Origin of the sequence: Lederbergia lenta NBRC 16444, assembly GCF_001591545.1 — a bacterium.
In the GTDB taxonomy this organism is placed as follows: domain Bacteria; phylum Bacillota; class Bacilli; order Bacillales; family Bacillaceae_C; genus Lederbergia; species Lederbergia lenta.
Genome location: NZ_BCVC01000005.1, coordinates 66,383 through 85,104, shown reverse-complemented (window position 1 = coordinate 85,104; position 18,722 = coordinate 66,383). Strand labels below are relative to the sequence as shown.

Annotated in this window: 16 protein-coding genes; 3 read left to right on the top strand and 13 right to left on the bottom strand. The window is 34.9% G+C overall.

All coding sequences use genetic code 11. The features are described from left to right. Positions 1-690 precede the first annotated feature (690 nt). From BLE01S_RS15510 to BLE01S_RS15485, 6 genes are all read right to left on the bottom strand, one after another. Positions 691-1,416 carry a ThuA domain-containing protein gene (locus BLE01S_RS15510; RefSeq protein ID WP_066144339.1) on the bottom strand — a complete coding sequence of 242 codons (726 nt, stop codon included), beginning with the start codon at positions 1,414-1,416 and terminating at the stop codon, positions 691-693. Next, positions 1,416-2,492 (bottom strand): Gfo/Idh/MocA family protein, encoded by a 1,077-nt coding sequence (locus tag BLE01S_RS15505; RefSeq protein WP_066144549.1) that lies wholly within the window; start codon positions 2,490-2,492, stop codon positions 1,416-1,418. The genes BLE01S_RS15510 and BLE01S_RS15505 overlap by 1 nt, the downstream gene beginning before the upstream one ends. A 16-nt stretch (positions 2,493-2,508) precedes the next feature. After that, complete coding sequence (locus tag BLE01S_RS15500) at positions 2,509-3,141, bottom strand: YesL family protein (protein ID WP_066144336.1); 633 nt, start codon at positions 3,139-3,141, stop codon at positions 2,509-2,511. A 66-nt stretch (positions 3,142-3,207) separates the two neighbouring features. Then, positions 3,208-4,749, bottom strand: a complete 1,542-nt coding sequence (locus BLE01S_RS15495; protein WP_066144333.1) for a type 2 periplasmic-binding domain-containing protein — start codon at positions 4,747-4,749, stop codon at positions 3,208-3,210. 11 nt (positions 4,750-4,760) lie between these two features. Then, positions 4,761-5,681, bottom strand: a complete 921-nt coding sequence (locus BLE01S_RS15490) for a carbohydrate ABC transporter permease (RefSeq protein ID WP_326255439.1) — start codon at positions 5,679-5,681, stop codon at positions 4,761-4,763. A 15-nt stretch (positions 5,682-5,696) separates the two neighbouring features. Continuing rightward, positions 5,697-6,641: an ABC transporter permease gene (locus BLE01S_RS15485; RefSeq protein ID WP_066144543.1), complete on the bottom strand. Its 945-nt coding sequence runs from the start codon at positions 6,639-6,641 to the stop codon at positions 5,697-5,699. Between the two features lie 370 nt (positions 6,642-7,011). Here BLE01S_RS15485 and BLE01S_RS15480 point away from each other — a divergent pair, with 370 nt between their 5' ends. Both BLE01S_RS15480 and BLE01S_RS15475 read left to right on the top strand, forming a co-directional pair. Continuing rightward, positions 7,012-8,721: a sensor histidine kinase gene (locus tag BLE01S_RS15480; protein WP_066144330.1), complete on the top strand. Its 1,710-nt coding sequence runs from the start codon at positions 7,012-7,014 to the stop codon at positions 8,719-8,721. Then, positions 8,718-10,355, top strand: a complete 1,638-nt coding sequence (locus BLE01S_RS15475; protein WP_066144327.1) for a response regulator transcription factor — start codon at positions 8,718-8,720, stop codon at positions 10,353-10,355. The genes BLE01S_RS15480 and BLE01S_RS15475 overlap by 4 nt, the downstream gene beginning before the upstream one ends. A gap of 138 nt (positions 10,356-10,493) precedes the next feature. Here BLE01S_RS15475 and BLE01S_RS15470 read toward each other — a convergent pair whose 3' ends face one another. From BLE01S_RS15470 to BLE01S_RS15445, 6 genes are all read right to left on the bottom strand, one after another. Next, entirely contained in the window at positions 10,494-11,465 is a 972-nt protein-coding gene (locus BLE01S_RS15470; protein WP_066144324.1) for a Gfo/Idh/MocA family protein, read from the bottom strand. A gap of 13 nt (positions 11,466-11,478) precedes the next feature. After that, the gene (locus tag BLE01S_RS15465; protein WP_326255440.1) at positions 11,479-12,519 is read right to left on the bottom strand and encodes a Gfo/Idh/MocA family protein; all 1,041 of its coding nucleotides are present in this window, start codon (positions 12,517-12,519) and stop codon (positions 11,479-11,481) included. Further along, positions 12,516-13,343, bottom strand: a complete 828-nt coding sequence (locus BLE01S_RS15460) for a carbohydrate ABC transporter permease (protein ID WP_066144321.1) — start codon at positions 13,341-13,343, stop codon at positions 12,516-12,518. The genes BLE01S_RS15465 and BLE01S_RS15460 overlap by 4 nt, the downstream gene beginning before the upstream one ends. A gap of 14 nt (positions 13,344-13,357) precedes the next feature. Further along, positions 13,358-14,287 (bottom strand): carbohydrate ABC transporter permease, encoded by a 930-nt coding sequence (locus BLE01S_RS15455; protein WP_066144318.1) that lies wholly within the window; start codon positions 14,285-14,287, stop codon positions 13,358-13,360. Between the two features lie 168 nt (positions 14,288-14,455). Next, entirely contained in the window at positions 14,456-15,706 is a 1,251-nt protein-coding gene (locus BLE01S_RS15450) for an ABC transporter substrate-binding protein (RefSeq protein ID WP_066144537.1), read from the bottom strand. 127 nt (positions 15,707-15,833) lie between these two features. Then, entirely contained in the window at positions 15,834-17,042 is a 1,209-nt protein-coding gene (locus tag BLE01S_RS15445; RefSeq protein ID WP_066144313.1) for an ROK family transcriptional regulator, read from the bottom strand. 354 nt (positions 17,043-17,396) lie between these two features. Between BLE01S_RS15445 and BLE01S_RS15440 the strand changes: the two genes are divergently transcribed. Beyond that, positions 17,397-17,969, top strand: a complete 573-nt coding sequence (locus BLE01S_RS15440) for a competence protein ComK (RefSeq protein WP_066144310.1) — start codon at positions 17,397-17,399, stop codon at positions 17,967-17,969. Positions 17,970-18,031: 62 nt separating this feature from the next. Here the strand turns inward: BLE01S_RS15440 and BLE01S_RS15435 are convergent, their stop codons facing one another. Then, entirely contained in the window at positions 18,032-18,523 is a 492-nt protein-coding gene (locus BLE01S_RS15435; protein WP_066144307.1) for a sigma-70 family RNA polymerase sigma factor, read from the bottom strand. Positions 18,524-18,722 lie beyond the last annotated feature (199 nt).

Here is an 18,722-nt window from a genome sequence, read left to right as displayed (position 1 = left end):
TAGGATTTTTGATAAAACATTTATTCTTTTAATTAATCATTTTTAAGTAATCAAATTTTCATATAGATTAAATGAACATTTATATTACATTTTTTAGATTTCATTAAAATGTAACACTTTTAATGGTAACCCTACATAATGTGAGGTATTATATAAGTAAATAGTGATGTATTTTAGCAAAAGACCGCTGGTGTTGGAACACTGCGCTTACGTTGAAGCACTACGCGGTCCATACAATAGAAGGTTCCCTCCTTGGGCAATCTGCTATGAGAAAGAAATTAACTCGCCCTATGCTTGGAGGCTCAAGGGTGGGTTATTTTTTTTGACCAAATGATAGCATTGCCACGAGTAAACCTGCAAAGGTACACGAGAACATCAACGCTTCAAAGACCGACACAGGCACTCCCCCTTTCTATCGAGGTATGCCGACCACCCTTGAGAAACCCTATTCTATTGATTTTTTTATTGTATCATACTCCAGGCGACTTTATGGTATTATATTCCAAATAGGGAGATTTGACCTATGCGAATTTTTTCACCGTATCTTAGACAGGAATAACCATTCAGTGTTTATAAAGCACTATCATTTGCTCTTATGCGTAAAGTTTAGAAATAGAGTATCAATGATATTATGAAACAACTGGCGAAATTCCTCTCTACCAGTTGTTTTCCCATCAAACTATTTTTCTATTAACTTTTCACTTTAATGTTTTCAATCGGCTTTGCATTTCCATAGATCGGACGTTTACGATGAACAGGAGCCGCCCAGTTCACTGCATTAATAATAACCTTTTGAATTTCTTTATTGTGGTAAGTTGGATATGTTTCATGTCCTGGTCTAAAGTAGAAGATCTTTCCGTTTCCTCGAGAGTATGTACAGCCACTACGGAACACTTCCCCGCCTTCAAACCAACTTGTGAAAATCAACTCATCAGGAGCTGGAATATCAAAATGTTCCCCATACATTTCTTCTTTCTCTAGTTGGATATTTTCGCCAACTCCTTCCACAATTGGATGGTGAGGTGCGACAACCCAAAGGATTTCTTTGTCATCTGCTTCTCGCCACTTCAAGTCACAGCTTGTTCCCATAAGCGTTTTAAAAACTTTTGAAAAATGGCCAGAATGAAGCACAATTAAGCCCATTCCATCTAATACTCTTTGTTGAACTTTCTGAACAATATCATCCTTCACCTCATGATGTGCAAGATGTCCCCACCAAATCAATACATCTGTGCTATTTAATACTTCATCTGTCAAACCATGCTCCGGCTCATCTAATGTCGCTGTTCCAGCATCAAATCCTTCTTCATTTAGAAAAGCTGCAATTGCGCCATGAATACCATTGGGATAGATTTCTCCCACTAAAGGATTTTTTTGTTCATGTCGATTTTCATTCCATACTGTTACCTTAATCATTATTTTTCCTCCCTATCAAGTTTTACTAACTGCCCATTTTCCACAGATTGAATCACACTTTCAATGACAAGCTGACTATTATATCCGTCAACAAAAGATGGGACATTTGAATGTTCTCCATCGATTATTAAACTTGCAAAATCGCGTAATACCGATTTGTTTCGGTGTTCTTCAGGTACTTCCACTGTTTTCCACACAGGCTCTTCATCCGAATCTTTTATACACAATCTAACTTCATCTGGTCGTTCAATATTCACATTTAACGTTCCAGCATCACCGTATATCGTTACCTCCAGCTGATTTGCTGACCCGACCGCATTCCTTGTAGTTATAAAATTCCCGACTACATGATTTTTAAGTTCAGCCTGAATGCTTGTAAAATCATCTACCAAGACTTCTCTTTCCTCACCTGTTGCTGGATCGACTCTATTTTCAATAAAGGTCTTCATTAAAGCGGTGACTGACTCAAATTCCCCAACGAAAAAGCGCGCACTATCAATCATATGGGCTCCTAAATCTCCTAAAGCACCTGTACCAGAAATCTTTTGATCATAACGCCATAAATAAGGAGTTTCATAGAATGGTGCGCCGAATGATTGCTGATATTTCACATCAATATACCGAATCTTACCAATCGCATTTTCATCTATCAGCTGCTTGGCATATTGAAAAGATGGTGTATAGCGATGAATAAAACCAATTGAAAAAGGAATAGGGCTTTCTTCGTATAATTTTTTCAAATGATCCGCTTCTTCCATATTCATTGCAAATGGTTTTTCCGACATGATAGGCATCTTATTTTTAATACATAATTCTACAATTTTGGCATGCATATTATTTGGCACAACCGCAACGATTGCATCAATATCTGAAGACGCAATAATATCTTCAATCTGAATGAAACGTCTCTCTTGCCCAATTCCTTCCTCTTCACCTACTTTGTCAACTAACTCCTGATTAACATCGCAAATTGCTCCCAAACGAATGGTTTCGATAGTGGAAATGAGATTTTTGTAATAATTAGACATCCCACCGAGTCCAATTAACCCGATATTCAGTATCTTATTTGTTCCCATTTTACTACTCCCTTCATCATCGATTAAAAACTTCATATTTACTAAAAACCTTGCTAATTATAAGGGCATTTAAATAGGCAAGGAGTGCAAATCCCCCAAATGTTACGAAATACAGCCCTGATAGAAACCCTAAGTTTGAAGATAAGATGATAAAAACGAAAATGCTATTCATCAATAATATTGCTAAAAGACTAGGTACATTAGAAGTCCCAATTAGCAATGAATTTAAGATTGATTTTTTTATCGTGTCCTCATATCTTGCTGTATATGGAAAAATAAAAGCCGTGACACACAAAAACACAAATCCAAATATAATAGCCATGCCCGTAAACAGAAACCGAATAAGTCCTGAAAGATGACCCAAAAATAAAAAATCCAGTAAAATAATTGCCCCAATCAAGACTGTTATCATCCAGATTATTGTACTTTTGAAAAAGTTAGCCTTAAAAGAAATGAAAAAGCTTTTTACAATACTCTTTTCTTCATTTTTGATCATTTTCATTAAAACTGAATAAAGGGCGGTCGTCGATGCCCCTATCGTAATGATAGGAAGACACGAAATAATAAATACTAGATTTAAAATAAAGATATCTACTATTCTGGCCAATACGTGAGAAATGGGACTTTCCAGACTAAAAAGTTGCCCCATTATAATCCCCCCTCATTTTAAAAAGGACAGTCGGCATTCTATTTTATAACCGACTGTCTTCACATTTTATTTAAGTGAATTTTGATATCTTTCAAATGCTTGTTTTTGAATATCCATAAATTCTTCAAAGCCCATTTTTTCCAGTTGATCCATATAGGTATTCCACTCTTCTTTAGCGCCACCATCGACAACCCATTTCGATTGCATGGATCCTATATACGAATCAATATCGGTAGTTAAGGCACTTAAACGATTCATTTCTTCTTCTGAGTAAACAACATTCGGAAATTGCTCTTTCACATATTGATTAATTTCTTTATCTAATTCAAGCTTTAAGCCGTCCCCACCAGTAGTTGGTAATTTTACTTTGTCATTAAATCCTTCACCGATATATTTTGGTCCGAAATCTCGGAATGAATGTACCCAAGCAAAAATATCAGCTGATTCACCTTCAGGGGCATCTAATACGGTGTATGTTCCATCATCATTTTTCTCAACTCCTACATCGAAGGACCCGTAAAATGTTTGAATACTTGCATCTTCAGTATAGAACTGATCAATCCATTGCAATAACTTTTCAGGATTCTTTGCTTTTGTTGTGATCAGAAACTCACGTCTTTCATAAGTAGGTGCATCTGTCATAACATAGCGCTCACCATCCGGCCCTTCTAGTGCTGATAATGGAGTATATTGATCAGAATTTGGTCCAAATACAGCGTCTGGTGTCCAACCATGAGATACTCCAACTAAAGCTTGATCTGGATTTTTCCTTTTTGCTTCAGCCATTGATTCATCTTGTGTAAATAATTCTTGATCAATTAAGCCTTCTGCATATGCCTTATGCATCCACTCAATTCCTTCACGATACTCATCCGTTGCAGGCATGAAGACTGGCTCTCCATTTTTGACAGTCATTGTTGTTGAGTATGCACCAAGGGGTAAACCAAACGGTAAAATAAAGTTAATGGGTGAACCTTGGTATGGAATTTCATCATTAGGGTCACCATTTCCATTTGCATCTTGTTCTTTGAAAGCTTTTAATACATCATAGAATTCTTCATATGTTTCAGGCATGGATAGATTTAAATTATCCAACCATTCTTGGTTAATAAATAAAGCATTTCCTGCTAATGGGCGAAGCGGTAATTTTTTGGGCAAACTATAAATATGACCATCTGGCGAAGTAACCATTGCTCGTAAAGTAGGGTCATCTGCAAAGGCATTTACTAAGTTTGGCATATGTTCTTCAATCATATCTTCTAGCGGAATAAATACGCCAGGGTTTTTAGCGATATCTGAATCAGATAGAGCAAGTGAGCCAAAAAATGCATCTGGCCACTCCCCGCCTGATAAAAGAATTGATTTTTTATCTCCCCAATCCGAATTCAAGTAAATATCCCAATCAACCTTAATACCTGCTTCCTTCTCCGTTTCTTCTACAAATCCCTTTGTAAAGTCATCTCCCCAATCAGACCAACGAACGGTTGCAATCTTATATGAGCCATCTGGTGTAGATTTCGTTTCGGTAGAAGAACCACTGCTACACCCAACTATTAAACTTGAAGCTAACGCTAAACTCGCAAACGCTTTTATTTTATTTTTCAACATTCCAATTCCCCCTATTCCTTAACGGATCCAATCATAATCCCTTGATTAAAATACTTTTGTAAAAATGGATACAACATCATAATTGGCAATGTTGACACAACGATTGCTGCATACTTCATCATATCTGATAATTGTCTCAACTCTGATGCAAGATCCCCTGATGCCATTTCAAAGAGTGACTCATTCATAATTAAAAGCCTTCGAAGAATTAGCTGCAGCGGTTGCAAATTTTCATTTGAAATATATATCATAGCATCAAACCAAGAATTCCAAATTCCTACTGCAGTCCATAGACCAATGACCGCAAGAATCGCTTTAGACAACGGCAAGACCATTGTGAAAAAGTAACGAATAGTGCCACAACCGTCCATTTGTGCCGCTTCCCATAACTCCTCCGGAATACTATTTTTAAAAAATGTTCGAGCTATAATAATATTAAAAGCAGAAACGGAAAAAGGTAAAACTAATACCCAGAATGTATCAAGCATCCCAAAATTCTTTACAACTAAATAGGTTGGAATTAAGCCCCCAGTAAAAAACATTGGAATGATATAAAATGTAGTAATCCAATTCTTTCCGGGTAAATTAGGTCTTGATAGAGCAAAACCAGCAGGAATGTTCACACATAAACCAATCACGGTCCCTACAAGAGTATAGATAATTGTATTTAAATAACCTCGCCAAATTGATTCATTCTTCAACAATTCAATATATCCAGCTAATTTCCACTCCTTCGGCCAAAACCAGACATTTCCACTTGATACATCACCCGGATTACTGAAAGAAGCTATGATAATGAACCAAAGGGGATACACAATCATAATAATCATCATAATGGCGACGCCGTATATAGAAATATCAAATAGTCGGTCTTTCCAGTTCATTTGTACTCTTGCTTGTTTACGCCCCTTATTTTTGATTACAGCTTCCAATTTGCTTCCTCCCTTCTATAATAAACTCGTTTTCGTCAATCTCTTAGACAACCAATTCACAAAGAGTAAGACAATCACATTCACAACAGTATTAAATAAACCAATTGCAGTTGATAAGCTGAACTGGAAATTTTGCAGTCCCATTTTATATACATACGTGGAAATGACCTCACTTCCAGGTAAGTTTAAAGAATTTTGCAATAATAGAACTTTTTCAAAACCTACACTTAAAATACCGCCAGCTCGTAATATCAATAAAATCATCGCAGTAGGTAAAAGCAATGGAATATCGATATTCCAAATCTTTTGCATTTTACTTGCGCCATCCATCGTTGCAGCTTCATAAAAGGTTGGATTTATTGCTGATAATGCGGCTAAATAGATAATGCTATCCCATCCAACATGTTGCCACACGTCACTCCAAACATATATACTGCTAAAGAACAATGGCTTTGCTAGAACATTAGGCATTTCAATCCCAATTAATTCTAATAAATTTGCGATCATTCCACTACTAGGTGATAAGAATATTAAAATCATCCCACACATGACCATCGTTGAAATAAAATGCGGTAAATATGTTGTCACTTGGAATGTCTTTTTAAACATCCCATCACGCATTTGATTACAAAGGATGGCAAGTGCTATCGGTAATGGAAACCCTATCAAAATACTATATAAACTAATGCTCAATGTATTTTTAATTGTTAGTTCAAATTGGTAGGAATTAAAAAATTGAATAAAATGCTTAAATCCTACCCAAGGGCTCCCCCATATCCCTAATACTGGAGAGTAGTCTTTAAAAGATATAATTACTCCATACATTGGTATATATGTAAAACAGATCAATAAAACAATAGATGGAAGTAATAATACATACAATGGAACACTTTTCTTAAATTGTTTTATCGCCCTCTTTTTCTTTTGTTCTCTTGGTATAATAGCCGGATTTGCGATCATTGGTGAACCTATTTTACTTTCCAAGCTTCCTCCCCCTATATTCATTCTTGATAGACTAGAGAGTATCCCGCATTTCTGCATACTCTCACTTAAAAGAGCCCTTACATATTTCTTTCTACCTATCAAAATAGTAAACCGTAAGAACTGTCTTTATTGTATGATAGCGCATCCATCATTTAATATAAGTAAACCGTCGACTATTAATATGATTCCGGCTTTTATGGAGGAGAATCTAAAAATCTAACTGACCAAATAGCACTATTCAGTCCTGACTAATACTTTTTACTCATTTCACACAATTTTGTGCTATAAAATGAAATTAGAATCTTTATAATTAATAATAAGGAGTCGATAAAGGGGAGAAATCATATTGAAGTCACATTTTGGGAAACATACCTCGCGATCTGTAAACTATTATTCTAAAGTGTTATTCGTCATATTAATCTCAATCCTATTAATCAATATGATTGTTTCTTTTTTTACTATTACCATTACAAGACAACAAAGTATCGAATACGTCAAAAATACGATTAATCTTTATTTAGACGACACCATGTTAAGGCTTAATGCTGTTGAACACTTTATGATCTGGACAGTAAAAAACGAGCCCTTGATCAAAGATATGGAAAAGGCAAAGGATATGTCAGAGTTACCTAAAAGCATTCACAACTTCAGAACAAGAGTGAACGACTTTCAGTACTCGACAGGTAAAGAATATCAGTTCTTTTTAGCATTAAAAAAAGAGAACTATTTCTTTAGCAGTTCTCCCATTCAAATGAACTATTCCGAGTACTTAAAGATAAAGGATTATTTTTTATCAAAAAAACGATCCGTTAATAAGTATGAAGATATCTATACATGGCAATCTTTGAAAATGGATGAAAAGTACTATTTATACCACTTACTAGAATACGAAAATCGCATGTTTATTTCTGTGATTGCAGTTGATGATATCCTCTTTCCACTAAATGAAATTAATCTTGGTGATAAAGGAACACTCACGATTGCAAATAATGAAAACGGTTTTTTATCCGGATCAAAAGAAAACATAAGTAATAGAAAGTTAAAGTTCATCTTTACCAGTTATCTTACCTTCCATCAAAATGATACTGGACTGCCGTTCTCCCTACATGTATCAGTAGATCATTTTAGTGCATATAAAAAAGTTGCAATTGCTCAATTTGTTCTTGTTTTAGCAACCATAATCATTGGTTTAATCTTATTCTTCTTTTTAGGTTATTTTAGGAATAAGATTCTATCACCCATACAAGACTTCTCTCAAACTCTCTTAGATATTAATAAAAATAATGAGAAAGTTGACTTTAGCAGTAGTATTATTGAACTTGAGCAAGCGAATGAACAATTCAAAGGTTTAATGAACGAAATTAAAAAGTTGAAAATCGATTATTATGAACAGGAATTTGAAAAGAAACAAATACAGATGGACTTTATGAAATTACAAATAAAACCTCATTTCTATTTAAGCTGTTTAACAACCATTCACAGTATGGCTGAAATGGGAATGTATAAAGAAATTAAAAAAATGACTATTTCTACATCTAACTATTTTAGGTACTTATTTCAAACAAACCAAAACTATGTAAAGCTTGAAAAAGAATTAACTCATATTCAAGATTATCTAGCAATCCAAAAATTATTGCATGCCCATTCATTTAAGTTTGATATCCAAACAGAACCTTCAATTGAGAAGGCAATGATTCCTCCACTAATGATTCAAACGTTTATTGAAAATATTGTAAAGCATGCTGTTTCTTTAGATGAGCAAATAAACATTCAGTTAAATATTTATTCAAAAATAGTTGAGAACAGAAAATCCATTATCCTCACTTTACTTGATAATGGACCAGGGTTTCCTGCTGATATATTGGAAAATCTCCAAAGCGATATGCTTATAACCACGATTAACGGAAATCATATTGGCATTAACAATGTGATCCAAAGATTACGTTTATTATTTGAAGAAGATTTTAGTATTAATTTTTCAAATATTCCAGGTGGCGGGGCAAAGGTTGAAATCATGATTCCTTATCTGGCCAAGGAGGAGAGAGTAGAAAGATGAATGTATTAATCGCGGATGATGACCGCTTTGTTATTTCTGCACTTGAACAAAAAATCGATTGGATTTCACTAGGTGTTAAAAATATTTACTGCGCTTACAATATTCGGCAAGCGATGAAACTCTTTGCGGAACATCCGATCGACATTCTTATTTCTGATATTGAAATGCCTCAAGGAAATGGACTGGAATTATTAGCTTGGATCAGGTCAGAAGGATATAAAGTTCAAACAATTTTTTTAACCAATTACGCTGACTTTCACTACGCTCAGAAAGCAATTGAACTACAAAGCTTTGAATATTATTTAAAACCGATTGAGTTTGAGAAACTAGAATTAATCATTAAAAAGGCGATCAAAAAAGTAAGAGTAGGTCAACAAAATGAAAACGTTTTAAAGGTTGGGCAATACTGGCAAGAAAATAAAGAGGAAATTAAAGAACACTTTTGGAGTTCACATATTAAAAGAAGTGATTTTCGATTTACATTGGAGGAGTTACAAGTAGAGTTAGAAACCAAACATATTGATTATTCTGTTGACGATCATTTCTTACCATTATTAATAGAATTTTTCCCTTATGAATTGGTAGACAATAAAGAAATATTATATTTATTCAACCACGAAGGCAATCTTAGAAATAAATTAAATTCTATCATTGAAACGGTTTTTCAAAATTATACGATTCAATTAGATGGATTACTACCCTTACAGATGAATAACGAAGAATATTTAGCTATCTTTAAATTGATGCAAACTCCTGATTTGTCATCATTGTCAGCTGCTTGTAATGAACTGATTGAAACGGTTAATCATCAATTACATTGTGATATCCAATGTTACTTAGGAACAGTGGAATCATTAGCTCAATTTAAATCCAGAGTAACGAAGCTCCAAGCTGCTAGAAATGAAAATATTAACTACAGAAACAGAACGATTTTGCTCGATAATCATCAAAACAAAACAGCTAAATATATAGAGCCTAATTTAAAGTTGTTAGAGGAGTATCTACTAACAGAAAATCGTGATAGTTTTATCAATCGATGTCAACGCTACCTACATAATTTAGTAGATAAAAGTGAAGCAAACCAACACGTAATTAGTAATTTTAAAATTGATATTACCCAATTGATCTATACTCATTTAAAAAAGAAAGAAATCCTCGCACATCACTTGTTTCAAGGAAAAACATTTGATTTCTTACATGAACAATCGATGAGATCAATAGAGGATTTAATGAACTACCTGTCTTACCTAGTTGACGTTTCTTTAGATTATATGAAATTTACCAATTCTCAAAAGTCAGTTGTTCATAAGATTTGTGACTACATTGATCAAAATTACCATGAGAATGTTACCAGAAGCAACTTAGCAAGTACTCTATACTTAAGCCCTGACTATATCGCGCGAATCTTTAAAAAGGAAATGGGAATCTCACTGATTAATTACTTGATCAAGAAAAGGATTGAAGTTGCGAAAGATTTACTAAGCAATACAGACCACCCTGTTCATCTGATTTCAGATAAAGTAGGGTATGGAAATTATTCTTATTTCACGCGAATTTTCAAGAAGGAAACTAATTATACTCCAATGGATTATCGAAAAAATAATAAATGCTTAAGTAAATCATTAAAGCAATAGTTTCGCCACCACATCACTAACAGAATCCAAACAGAAACAGCCACAAAGAAATCAGTCTACATTGATTTCTTCGTGGCTATTCACACTATCCATCTACTAACTTCAACGCTCCAAACCAATAGTTCACAAACGACTTTATTACACTTTCACCGCTTCTTTTCTCTCTGATGATTGATAGGCAGCAAGCGCCACTTCTACAGCTCGAAGCCCATCTAACCCGGTTATAGATGGCGGAGTCCCGTTACGAACACTATCTATAAAATCTTCCACTAACCCTAGATTCATATCGTCACCAATAAAAATTCTTTTTACGCCTTGCTTTTCAGAATAGAGACGTACGTTTTGATCAAAAGCATCAATCTTTAATGTTCCCTTAGTGCCAACAATATCCAATGTTACGTCACCCCATGTTGGATATGCTTGATTTCTTGACCAACTGCAATCTAATGTGGCAAAAATTTCATTATCCAATTCCATCGTCAATATCCCTGCGTCATCAATTGGAGTGTTAGAAAATAATTGATCACTTTCACAATAAACCTCTTTTATTTCTGAATTTGTAAACCATCTTATAATATCGACTACGTGCACTGTATGGTCCATAACAGCACCACCACCAGAAAGTTCTTTATCGACAAACCAGCCTTGTGGATTAGTACCACGATTTGTTCCGCTTATGCCAATAATTTCACCTATTCTCCCCGAGTCTAGTATTTCTTTGGCACGTACAATGTTTGAATTGAAGCGTACAGGAAATGCAGTTTGCAATATAACATTATTCTCACGGCAAATATCGATCATTTCTTGCGCATCCTCTATAGTAGTAGCTAAAGGCTTTTCGCATAAAATATGTTTTTGGGCTTTAGCTGCTGCTTTGACATGCTCTTTATGGTGTACATTTTCTGAAGTGACAATAACAGCATCCATTTCGATCTCTAAAAACGCTTGATAGGATGAGTAATAAGGAATATTGAATGTTTCAGCAAATTCTTTTCCTTTAACCATATCATTGTCAGCTATACCGACAATTTCTACGCCTTCTATCGATTGAAGACCGCTTGCATAACTATATGCATGTGAATGTGCACAACTTATAATGCCTACCTTCATGCTTTTCACTCCTTTAATTTATAAATACTGGTTGTCCAGTCCTGATTGACTCTCTTGCTGCAAGAGATATTTCAACCGCCTTCAATGCATCAAACGGAGTTATAATAGGTTCCTTTTTATTTTGTATACAATCAATGAAATGCTCCAATTCAACAAAGTATGGACTATTTTTTAGTGGGCTTTCTGGAACAGCAACACCCTTGACGCCCTCATTCAAATCATCTGCTCGAACAAATGAATGAATTGATTTATTTTTTGAACTATCAAATTCTAAAATCCCGTCTTCCCCTGATATTTCCATGGACATTTTAAAGCTTTCATGTGCCCAACTACCTTCTACGTGAGCAATAACGCCTGATTTAAATCTTAAAGTAACAAGGGCATAATCATATCCTAACCCTGTCATGTCTTTTACACCTTTAGCGAAGACACGTTCAACTTCACCGAATGTCCATCTCAAAAAATCAAAATCATGAATAATTAAATCGAGGATCACTCCTCCACTCTTTTTTTGTTCGTTATACCATCCAAGTGGTGTTTTAGGAAATGGACCACCCCTAAATGTTCGGACAACCCCTACCTTCCCAATTGCCCCTTTCTCAACTGCCTCCTTTAACTTTTTATATTCATTGAAAAACCTTACTACATGTCCTAGATACAAATTAACTCCATTACGGTCGCAGTATTCTATCATTTCTTTAGCAGCATCAATTGATAAGGTAATTGGTTTTTCACAGATAATATTCTTCACGTAATTGGCTGCTTTTTTCACATATTCTTCATGTAAATAGGTAGGTAATGCAACATCAATTACATCTACATTCCCAATAACCTCCATTGCCTCTTCCAATGTCTCAAAGCCCTCTACTTGGTATTTTTCACTCATATCATTTCTTATTATTTTATTCGTATCTATTACGCCCATCATCTTTACATTTTCCATCTTTGCATAACAGGATAAATGAGTTCTTCCCATTGTCCCCAATCCTATTAACAATACGCGTATCATATGCTCGCCCACTTTCCCTTCACTTAAATGAAGTTTATAATTCAACCTTTGCTTCCAGTCAGTGCAATCCCCTGAATAAAATACCTTTGCAAAAATAAGAAAACTAAAATCATTGGCATGGCAGATAAGACGGATCCAGCCATTAATAATGGATAATCCGTTTTATATTGACCTTGAAAATTCGCTATTCCTACAGAGAGAACCCTCATATTATCGGAGTTAGTCATAATCAATGGATATAAAAAGTCATTCCATGAAGCTAAAGCTGTAAAAATCGCCAACGCAACCAATGCTGGACGAGATAATGGCAAAATGATTCTCCAATAAATACCGAAAAAGGAACATCCATCGATTTTTGCCGCTTCATCTAATTCCCTTGGTATTGTCATGAAAAACTGCCTTAACAAAAATACACCGAATGCACTGAAAACTCCTGGTACAATTAATGCGTAAAATGTATCAATCCATCCGAAAGTTCTCATTACCGCAAAAGTAGGTATAAGAACAATTTGAGACGGAACCATCAATACAGCTATAATCAAAATGAATAATAGATTTTTCAATGGAAATTTAAGCCTAGCAAAGGCATATGCTGCCATGGAACATAAAAATAGCTGTCCGACAGTTCTACCCACCGTCATGAAAAATGTATTAGAGAAATACTTAAGGTAATCCATTTGAGTAAATACCTTGATATAATTCCCCCACTCCATAGTTTCTGGTAAAATCGTAGGTGGCACAATCATCGATTCATTGAAAGTCTTTAAAGATGTAATGATCATCCAAATAAATGGTAGTACCATAATGAATGATCCGATAATCAATAATGTGTGTATAGAAATTCTCTTCATAACCGTAGATCTATGCATAGATTTCACCCCTTTTATTCATAATGAACCCATTTCTTTTGCAAGATAAATTGAACGATAGTTATGAGTAGAATAATGATAAAGAGTAATAGTGCTTGCGCTGATGCATATCCCATATTAGATAACACAAATCCTTGCTCATAAATACCGTATACTACTGTCCTTGTTGCATTTAAAATGACAGAGTTTTCTCCAATCATAATAAAAACTAAATCGAACACTTGAAGTGAACCGATTAACGATATAACTAAAACAAAGAATAAACTAGGAGTTAACAATGGTAGTGACACATTCATGAACTTCCGAAAAGCATTTGCACCATCAAGATCAGCAGCTTCATAAAGTGATTCAGGAATACCTTGAAGCCCAGCTAGTAAGATAATAATAGATTGACCCATCCCCATCCATATACTCGCTAGGATAATTGAAAATAAAGCAAACTTTGAATCTAGTAGCCAAGCAGGACCTTCAATACCAACAATACTTAAAACGTAATTAATCAAACCGTATTGTGAGTTATATAACCATCTCCAAACCATCCCAACAGCTATTGGCATTGTAACAACAGGTAAAAAGAATAATGTTCGATAAATAGCCATCCCGCGGACCTTCTGGTTTAATAATGTGGCAATCAATGTCGCTAAAATGATCATTAAGGGAACAGAGACGAAAGTAAACACAATCGTATTAATGACTGTCCGTTTGTATTCCGCATTACTGAATAACTCTACGAAATTAGCTACCCCATTAAAAACAGGAGCCGTCAAGCCATTCCAGTCCGTAAATGATAGATAAAAAGAAGACAATGCAGGCAACATGTAAAAGGCCATTAACCCTAAAAAAGTCGGTGCAATAAGCAGATATGCCCAAAAAACTTCTTTTTTCTCATACTTCGATACTTTAAGCTGTAGATTACCTTTTTGTTTTTCAGTCACAACCTTCATGATATCCCACCTTAATAAAAGGAGAATAAGCTGATAGAAAGCCTATTCTCTTTTTAATAATCTTAGCTTTACCTCCAAGAAGGAAAACGCATACATTTGATTTCGAGAACACTTTATCCTCAGCTTAATTCCAATAACAATCTCTACTATCGAGAAAGATAAAGACTTTTATTTTTTCGTTAAAATTTCATTCATTTCTGTTGCAATTTTTTTGACTGCTTCTTCCACCGTTTGTTCGCCGAAAAATGCTTTTTGAATCTCATCATTTTGTACTTTTTGCCATTCAGAAGTATTTTTACTTACAGGGTATGGCACTCCGTCATTTTTCATCGATTCAATTAAAGGAGCTAAATCTAATTCTTCAATTGATTCAGTCCAAATATCTTGTTGATCAAGAAACGTAGGTATACCGAAACCTGCTTCAGCTAATTGTTTCTGCGCATCTTTTCCAGACAGTTCTAGAGCTAAGTCTTGAATCACTTCATCATCTTGCTTTTTCGCATTAACTGCCCAACTAATTCCATGAACAGTAGTTGCTCTTTGTTTTCCAGTCGGTAGCACTGTAACTCCTAAGTCCTCACCCAGCGTTTCAAATAATTGTCCAGCTCTAACGGATAAAGCAGGCCATACAGCAATTTTCCCAGAAGAGAATGATTGGATTAACTCCGTTTCAACTTGTTCTTGAGCAGTCGGGGAAATTCCCTCTTTCATCATTTTATACTGCCACTCTAGTGCCTCAATAGCCTCAGGTGTATCATATCCAGATTCTGTTTTATCTTCACTCATAATAAATCCACCGTTTTGTGGAATATAATTATAAAATCCTTGTTGGTCTGAGAAAGCGGACCCAAAACCATAAATACCTTTTGATTTATCCGTTAGCTCTTTTCCTACTTCCTCAATTTTCGACCAATCCCATGTATCATCAGGATAAGGTATGTTTTTTTCATCAAAAATGGCTTTGTTATAGTAAAGCGCTACCATATCTGAGAAAAACGGCAGCCCATATAACTTATCATCTTTGGAATATAAATCTAAAATAGCTGGAGTAATGTCATCTTTTGAAATATCCCCTTTAACTAGTGCATCTTCTACATCATTAATCAGGCCATTATCAACATAATCATAGAAGTTTGGACCATTCATCCAAAATATATCAGGACCGCTTCCACCATTTAATCCCGTTCTAAGCTTTGTCCAATAATCTTTAAAAGGTGTATAAGTGACGTTGACTTTTACATCCGGATGTTTTTCGTTAAATCTCTTGATAGATTCATTTACAATCGGCTTAACATTTTCATCCCATAGGGCAACATCAATTGTATTTCCATCCTTAGAGGCTTTTTCGTTACCTCCACATGCGATTAATATTCCTGCGATTAGAAAGATCATCAACGAAAGAAATATATTCTTCTTCATAATCATTTTTCCTCCTATCATTTTTTAAATCGGTTCACATACAAATCTCTTAATTTAGTAAATAGTTTTATATGCATTGATTACTATGCACCCCCCTTCAGTTGGACATCCTACATTACTGTTTCAATCAATGGAGGGTAAAGTTAAACAATTCATGTAGTAACAATGCCCCTGATCCAACCACATCATAATCACTTCCAAAAGAAGTTGGAACTACTTCAAATCCATTAGTAAGCGTTTTCAAAGAGTGGGTTAATAAATGCTCATTTACTTTTTTAATTAAGTATGGATTGTCAAAGGCCAAATCACCGCCAATAATTATTTTTTCGGGATTGAATAAGCTGACTATATTAACAAGCCCAGTTGCGAGATAAACAGCAACTTCGTCTAAAATAGAAATTGAAAGTGCATCTCCTTCATTAAGTGCATAACGGAAGATCCCTGGAGTAATTTTCATTAAGTCTCCCTTTGTCTTTTCCAATATAACTGTACTAGTTCCATTATTAATCTCAGTTAATATTTTGGTATGGATCGCTTTCCAACTAACATAGTTTTCTAAACAGCCCTTATTTCCACAACTACAAGGTTTCCCATTATAGTCTATCGTTGTATGTCCGAACTCTCCTGCTCCACCATGAAACCCTCGAAACACAGAATCATTTATGAGGATGCCCGCTCCAACTCCATCGCCGATAGTGACATAAATTAAATTTCTTGACTGTTGATAAAAGCCAAAGCCTTTTTCAGCTAAAATATCTCCGTTCGTATCGTTATCAATATATGTTTTAATGTTAAATTGCCTTTCAACCAAACTTTTTAAATGCAAGTTCTCTATGTTTAATTTCGGATTGTAAAGTATGATTCCATTAACAGAATCTACAATACCTTGGGTCGTTATAGAAATCCCTAAACAATAATCTAGATCTGGATACCTCTCCAAAAAATTCCCTATCACACCAATAACGAAAGAACTAAAGCTATCATACAAATTTTTCTCTAAGGGATATACTTCTTTTAATTTTACTTGAGCATTTAAGTTTAGTTCAGCTATAGTAAGCTTCGAAGCATCTATAGCAATTCCTATTAAGAAAAACGTATTAGGATTTACCTTAAGGAGTATAGGTCTCCTTCCACCTATAGAAGTCCCTCTCCCATCTTCATACACATAGGAATCACGGATTAATTCACTAACTGCAGAGGTGACAGTTGTCGCACTAATTTGCATTATTTTTGCAATCTCAGCACGAGAAATAGGTCCTTCTCTACGAATCTTATCTAAAATTAAGGTTTTATTTAATTCTTTAATAAGCTTCAAGTCCCCAGTTCTTTTCCGCATACCTTCATTCCATTCTATTATTTATAGTTTCTTTCTCCACTGTCTTTATTAAGGTGATATTAACACACACATTTTCAAAGTTCAATATATTTTGATATATTATTTTATTTTTATACATATATAGATAAAATATAATGTTATAACTTCCTCATAATAAACATTGGCGCATCTTTAGCTACTCGTTTCTATGAGAAGTGTAGCCTCTTTAAGACACGAAAACTAACTTATCAGTATTTTTAAACAATTTAACCATAACCTATTGGATTTTCACATTTTATATGAGACAATGTACCTACTGGAGCTCCAGTGTTCTATACCACTATTAAAAACTGATAGGCAGAAAGGAAGATGGGCATGAAGTTAATCCAGTATTATGTGATCAACCGTAAGACATTCGCTTTAATACCAACATTCGATTCGTACGGGCATTTATTCACACGAGTGATTGAAGGTGATACTTCTTTTCTCGTTAGTATGAGTCCGTTACAAATAATCGAGGAGAGTATTATCTATTTTGGTAACGACTACAAAGGAGCCAGAGTAGCCGCGAAACAGGCATTAGGGAATATTGATATGCCCCCTATAAAAATAAGTGGTAGTTTAGGTATCTACTGGTTCCCGAGCATGTCACCATCGAGAGATGAATGCATTTGGTTTTGCGAGGATCATATCGATGATACTATATTTCTATCTCGTAAAAAAACAAAAATTATATTACCGCTTGGTCATGAAATTATCATGGAAGGTTCTAAAAAACACTTTGATCTTAAACTACATCGTGCACGAGACTATCGAAAAAAGATAGAGACGAGAACGACAGGAACATCATACATTTTACATAAACCTCATGAAGATGTACTCATAATAAAAGAACATAACCCCAACTCATATCAATTCGATCAAACAGCCCAGAAAAAGAAAAAATAACATATGTATAGAGAAAGGACGATGATTTGCTTCTTCCCGTCCTTTCTCTTTTTAAGTATAAATTAACATTGAGCCAAAAGGATATTCTTCTTTAACTTAGGAATAGCACCAACACGCCACTTCTTGACGGCAGAGGGTGATACTCTTTCATGCTTAGCAATTTCTTGGATCGTCATGCCATAATAAAAGGTATAGATGACCCATTGCTTCTGCTTCTCCGTCAGGTCCGTGCAATAAAATAGCAGATTGGCTAGCTGCAATCGCTGCTCCCCATTATCAACTTCCATTTCCCAATACGACTCTTCAGGATAAACATTTCTATCTTCCAACTTTCTGCTGTTCTTTAAGTCTGTCATGATCCGCCCTTTTATATAGGAAAAGGCGTACGTACTAAAGATCGCCCCTTTATTTGGATCAAAACGCTGTTGTGCATCCCATAGAGCAATCATACCTGTTTGAAAGTACTCCTCTACATCTTTATAAATTTGCAGCGATTTAATAATATGGTAAATCATTGGCCGATAATCCTCCACCACATCCTCAAACCTTTCCATTCTTATTCCTTCCTGGAAAGCGCGCTTTTCATTTGTATTCCCGGGTACCCATACCATAGTAAAAAGCGTCTTCGTATACGAACGAGCAGAATATTAAAAAGGAGTAGATAAAATAGAATTAGTTTAAAATAAATGCCCAAAAAGTCACTTTTCCCCTAGGAGAAAAGTGACTTTTAATTCAATTTCAAAACAAATTATT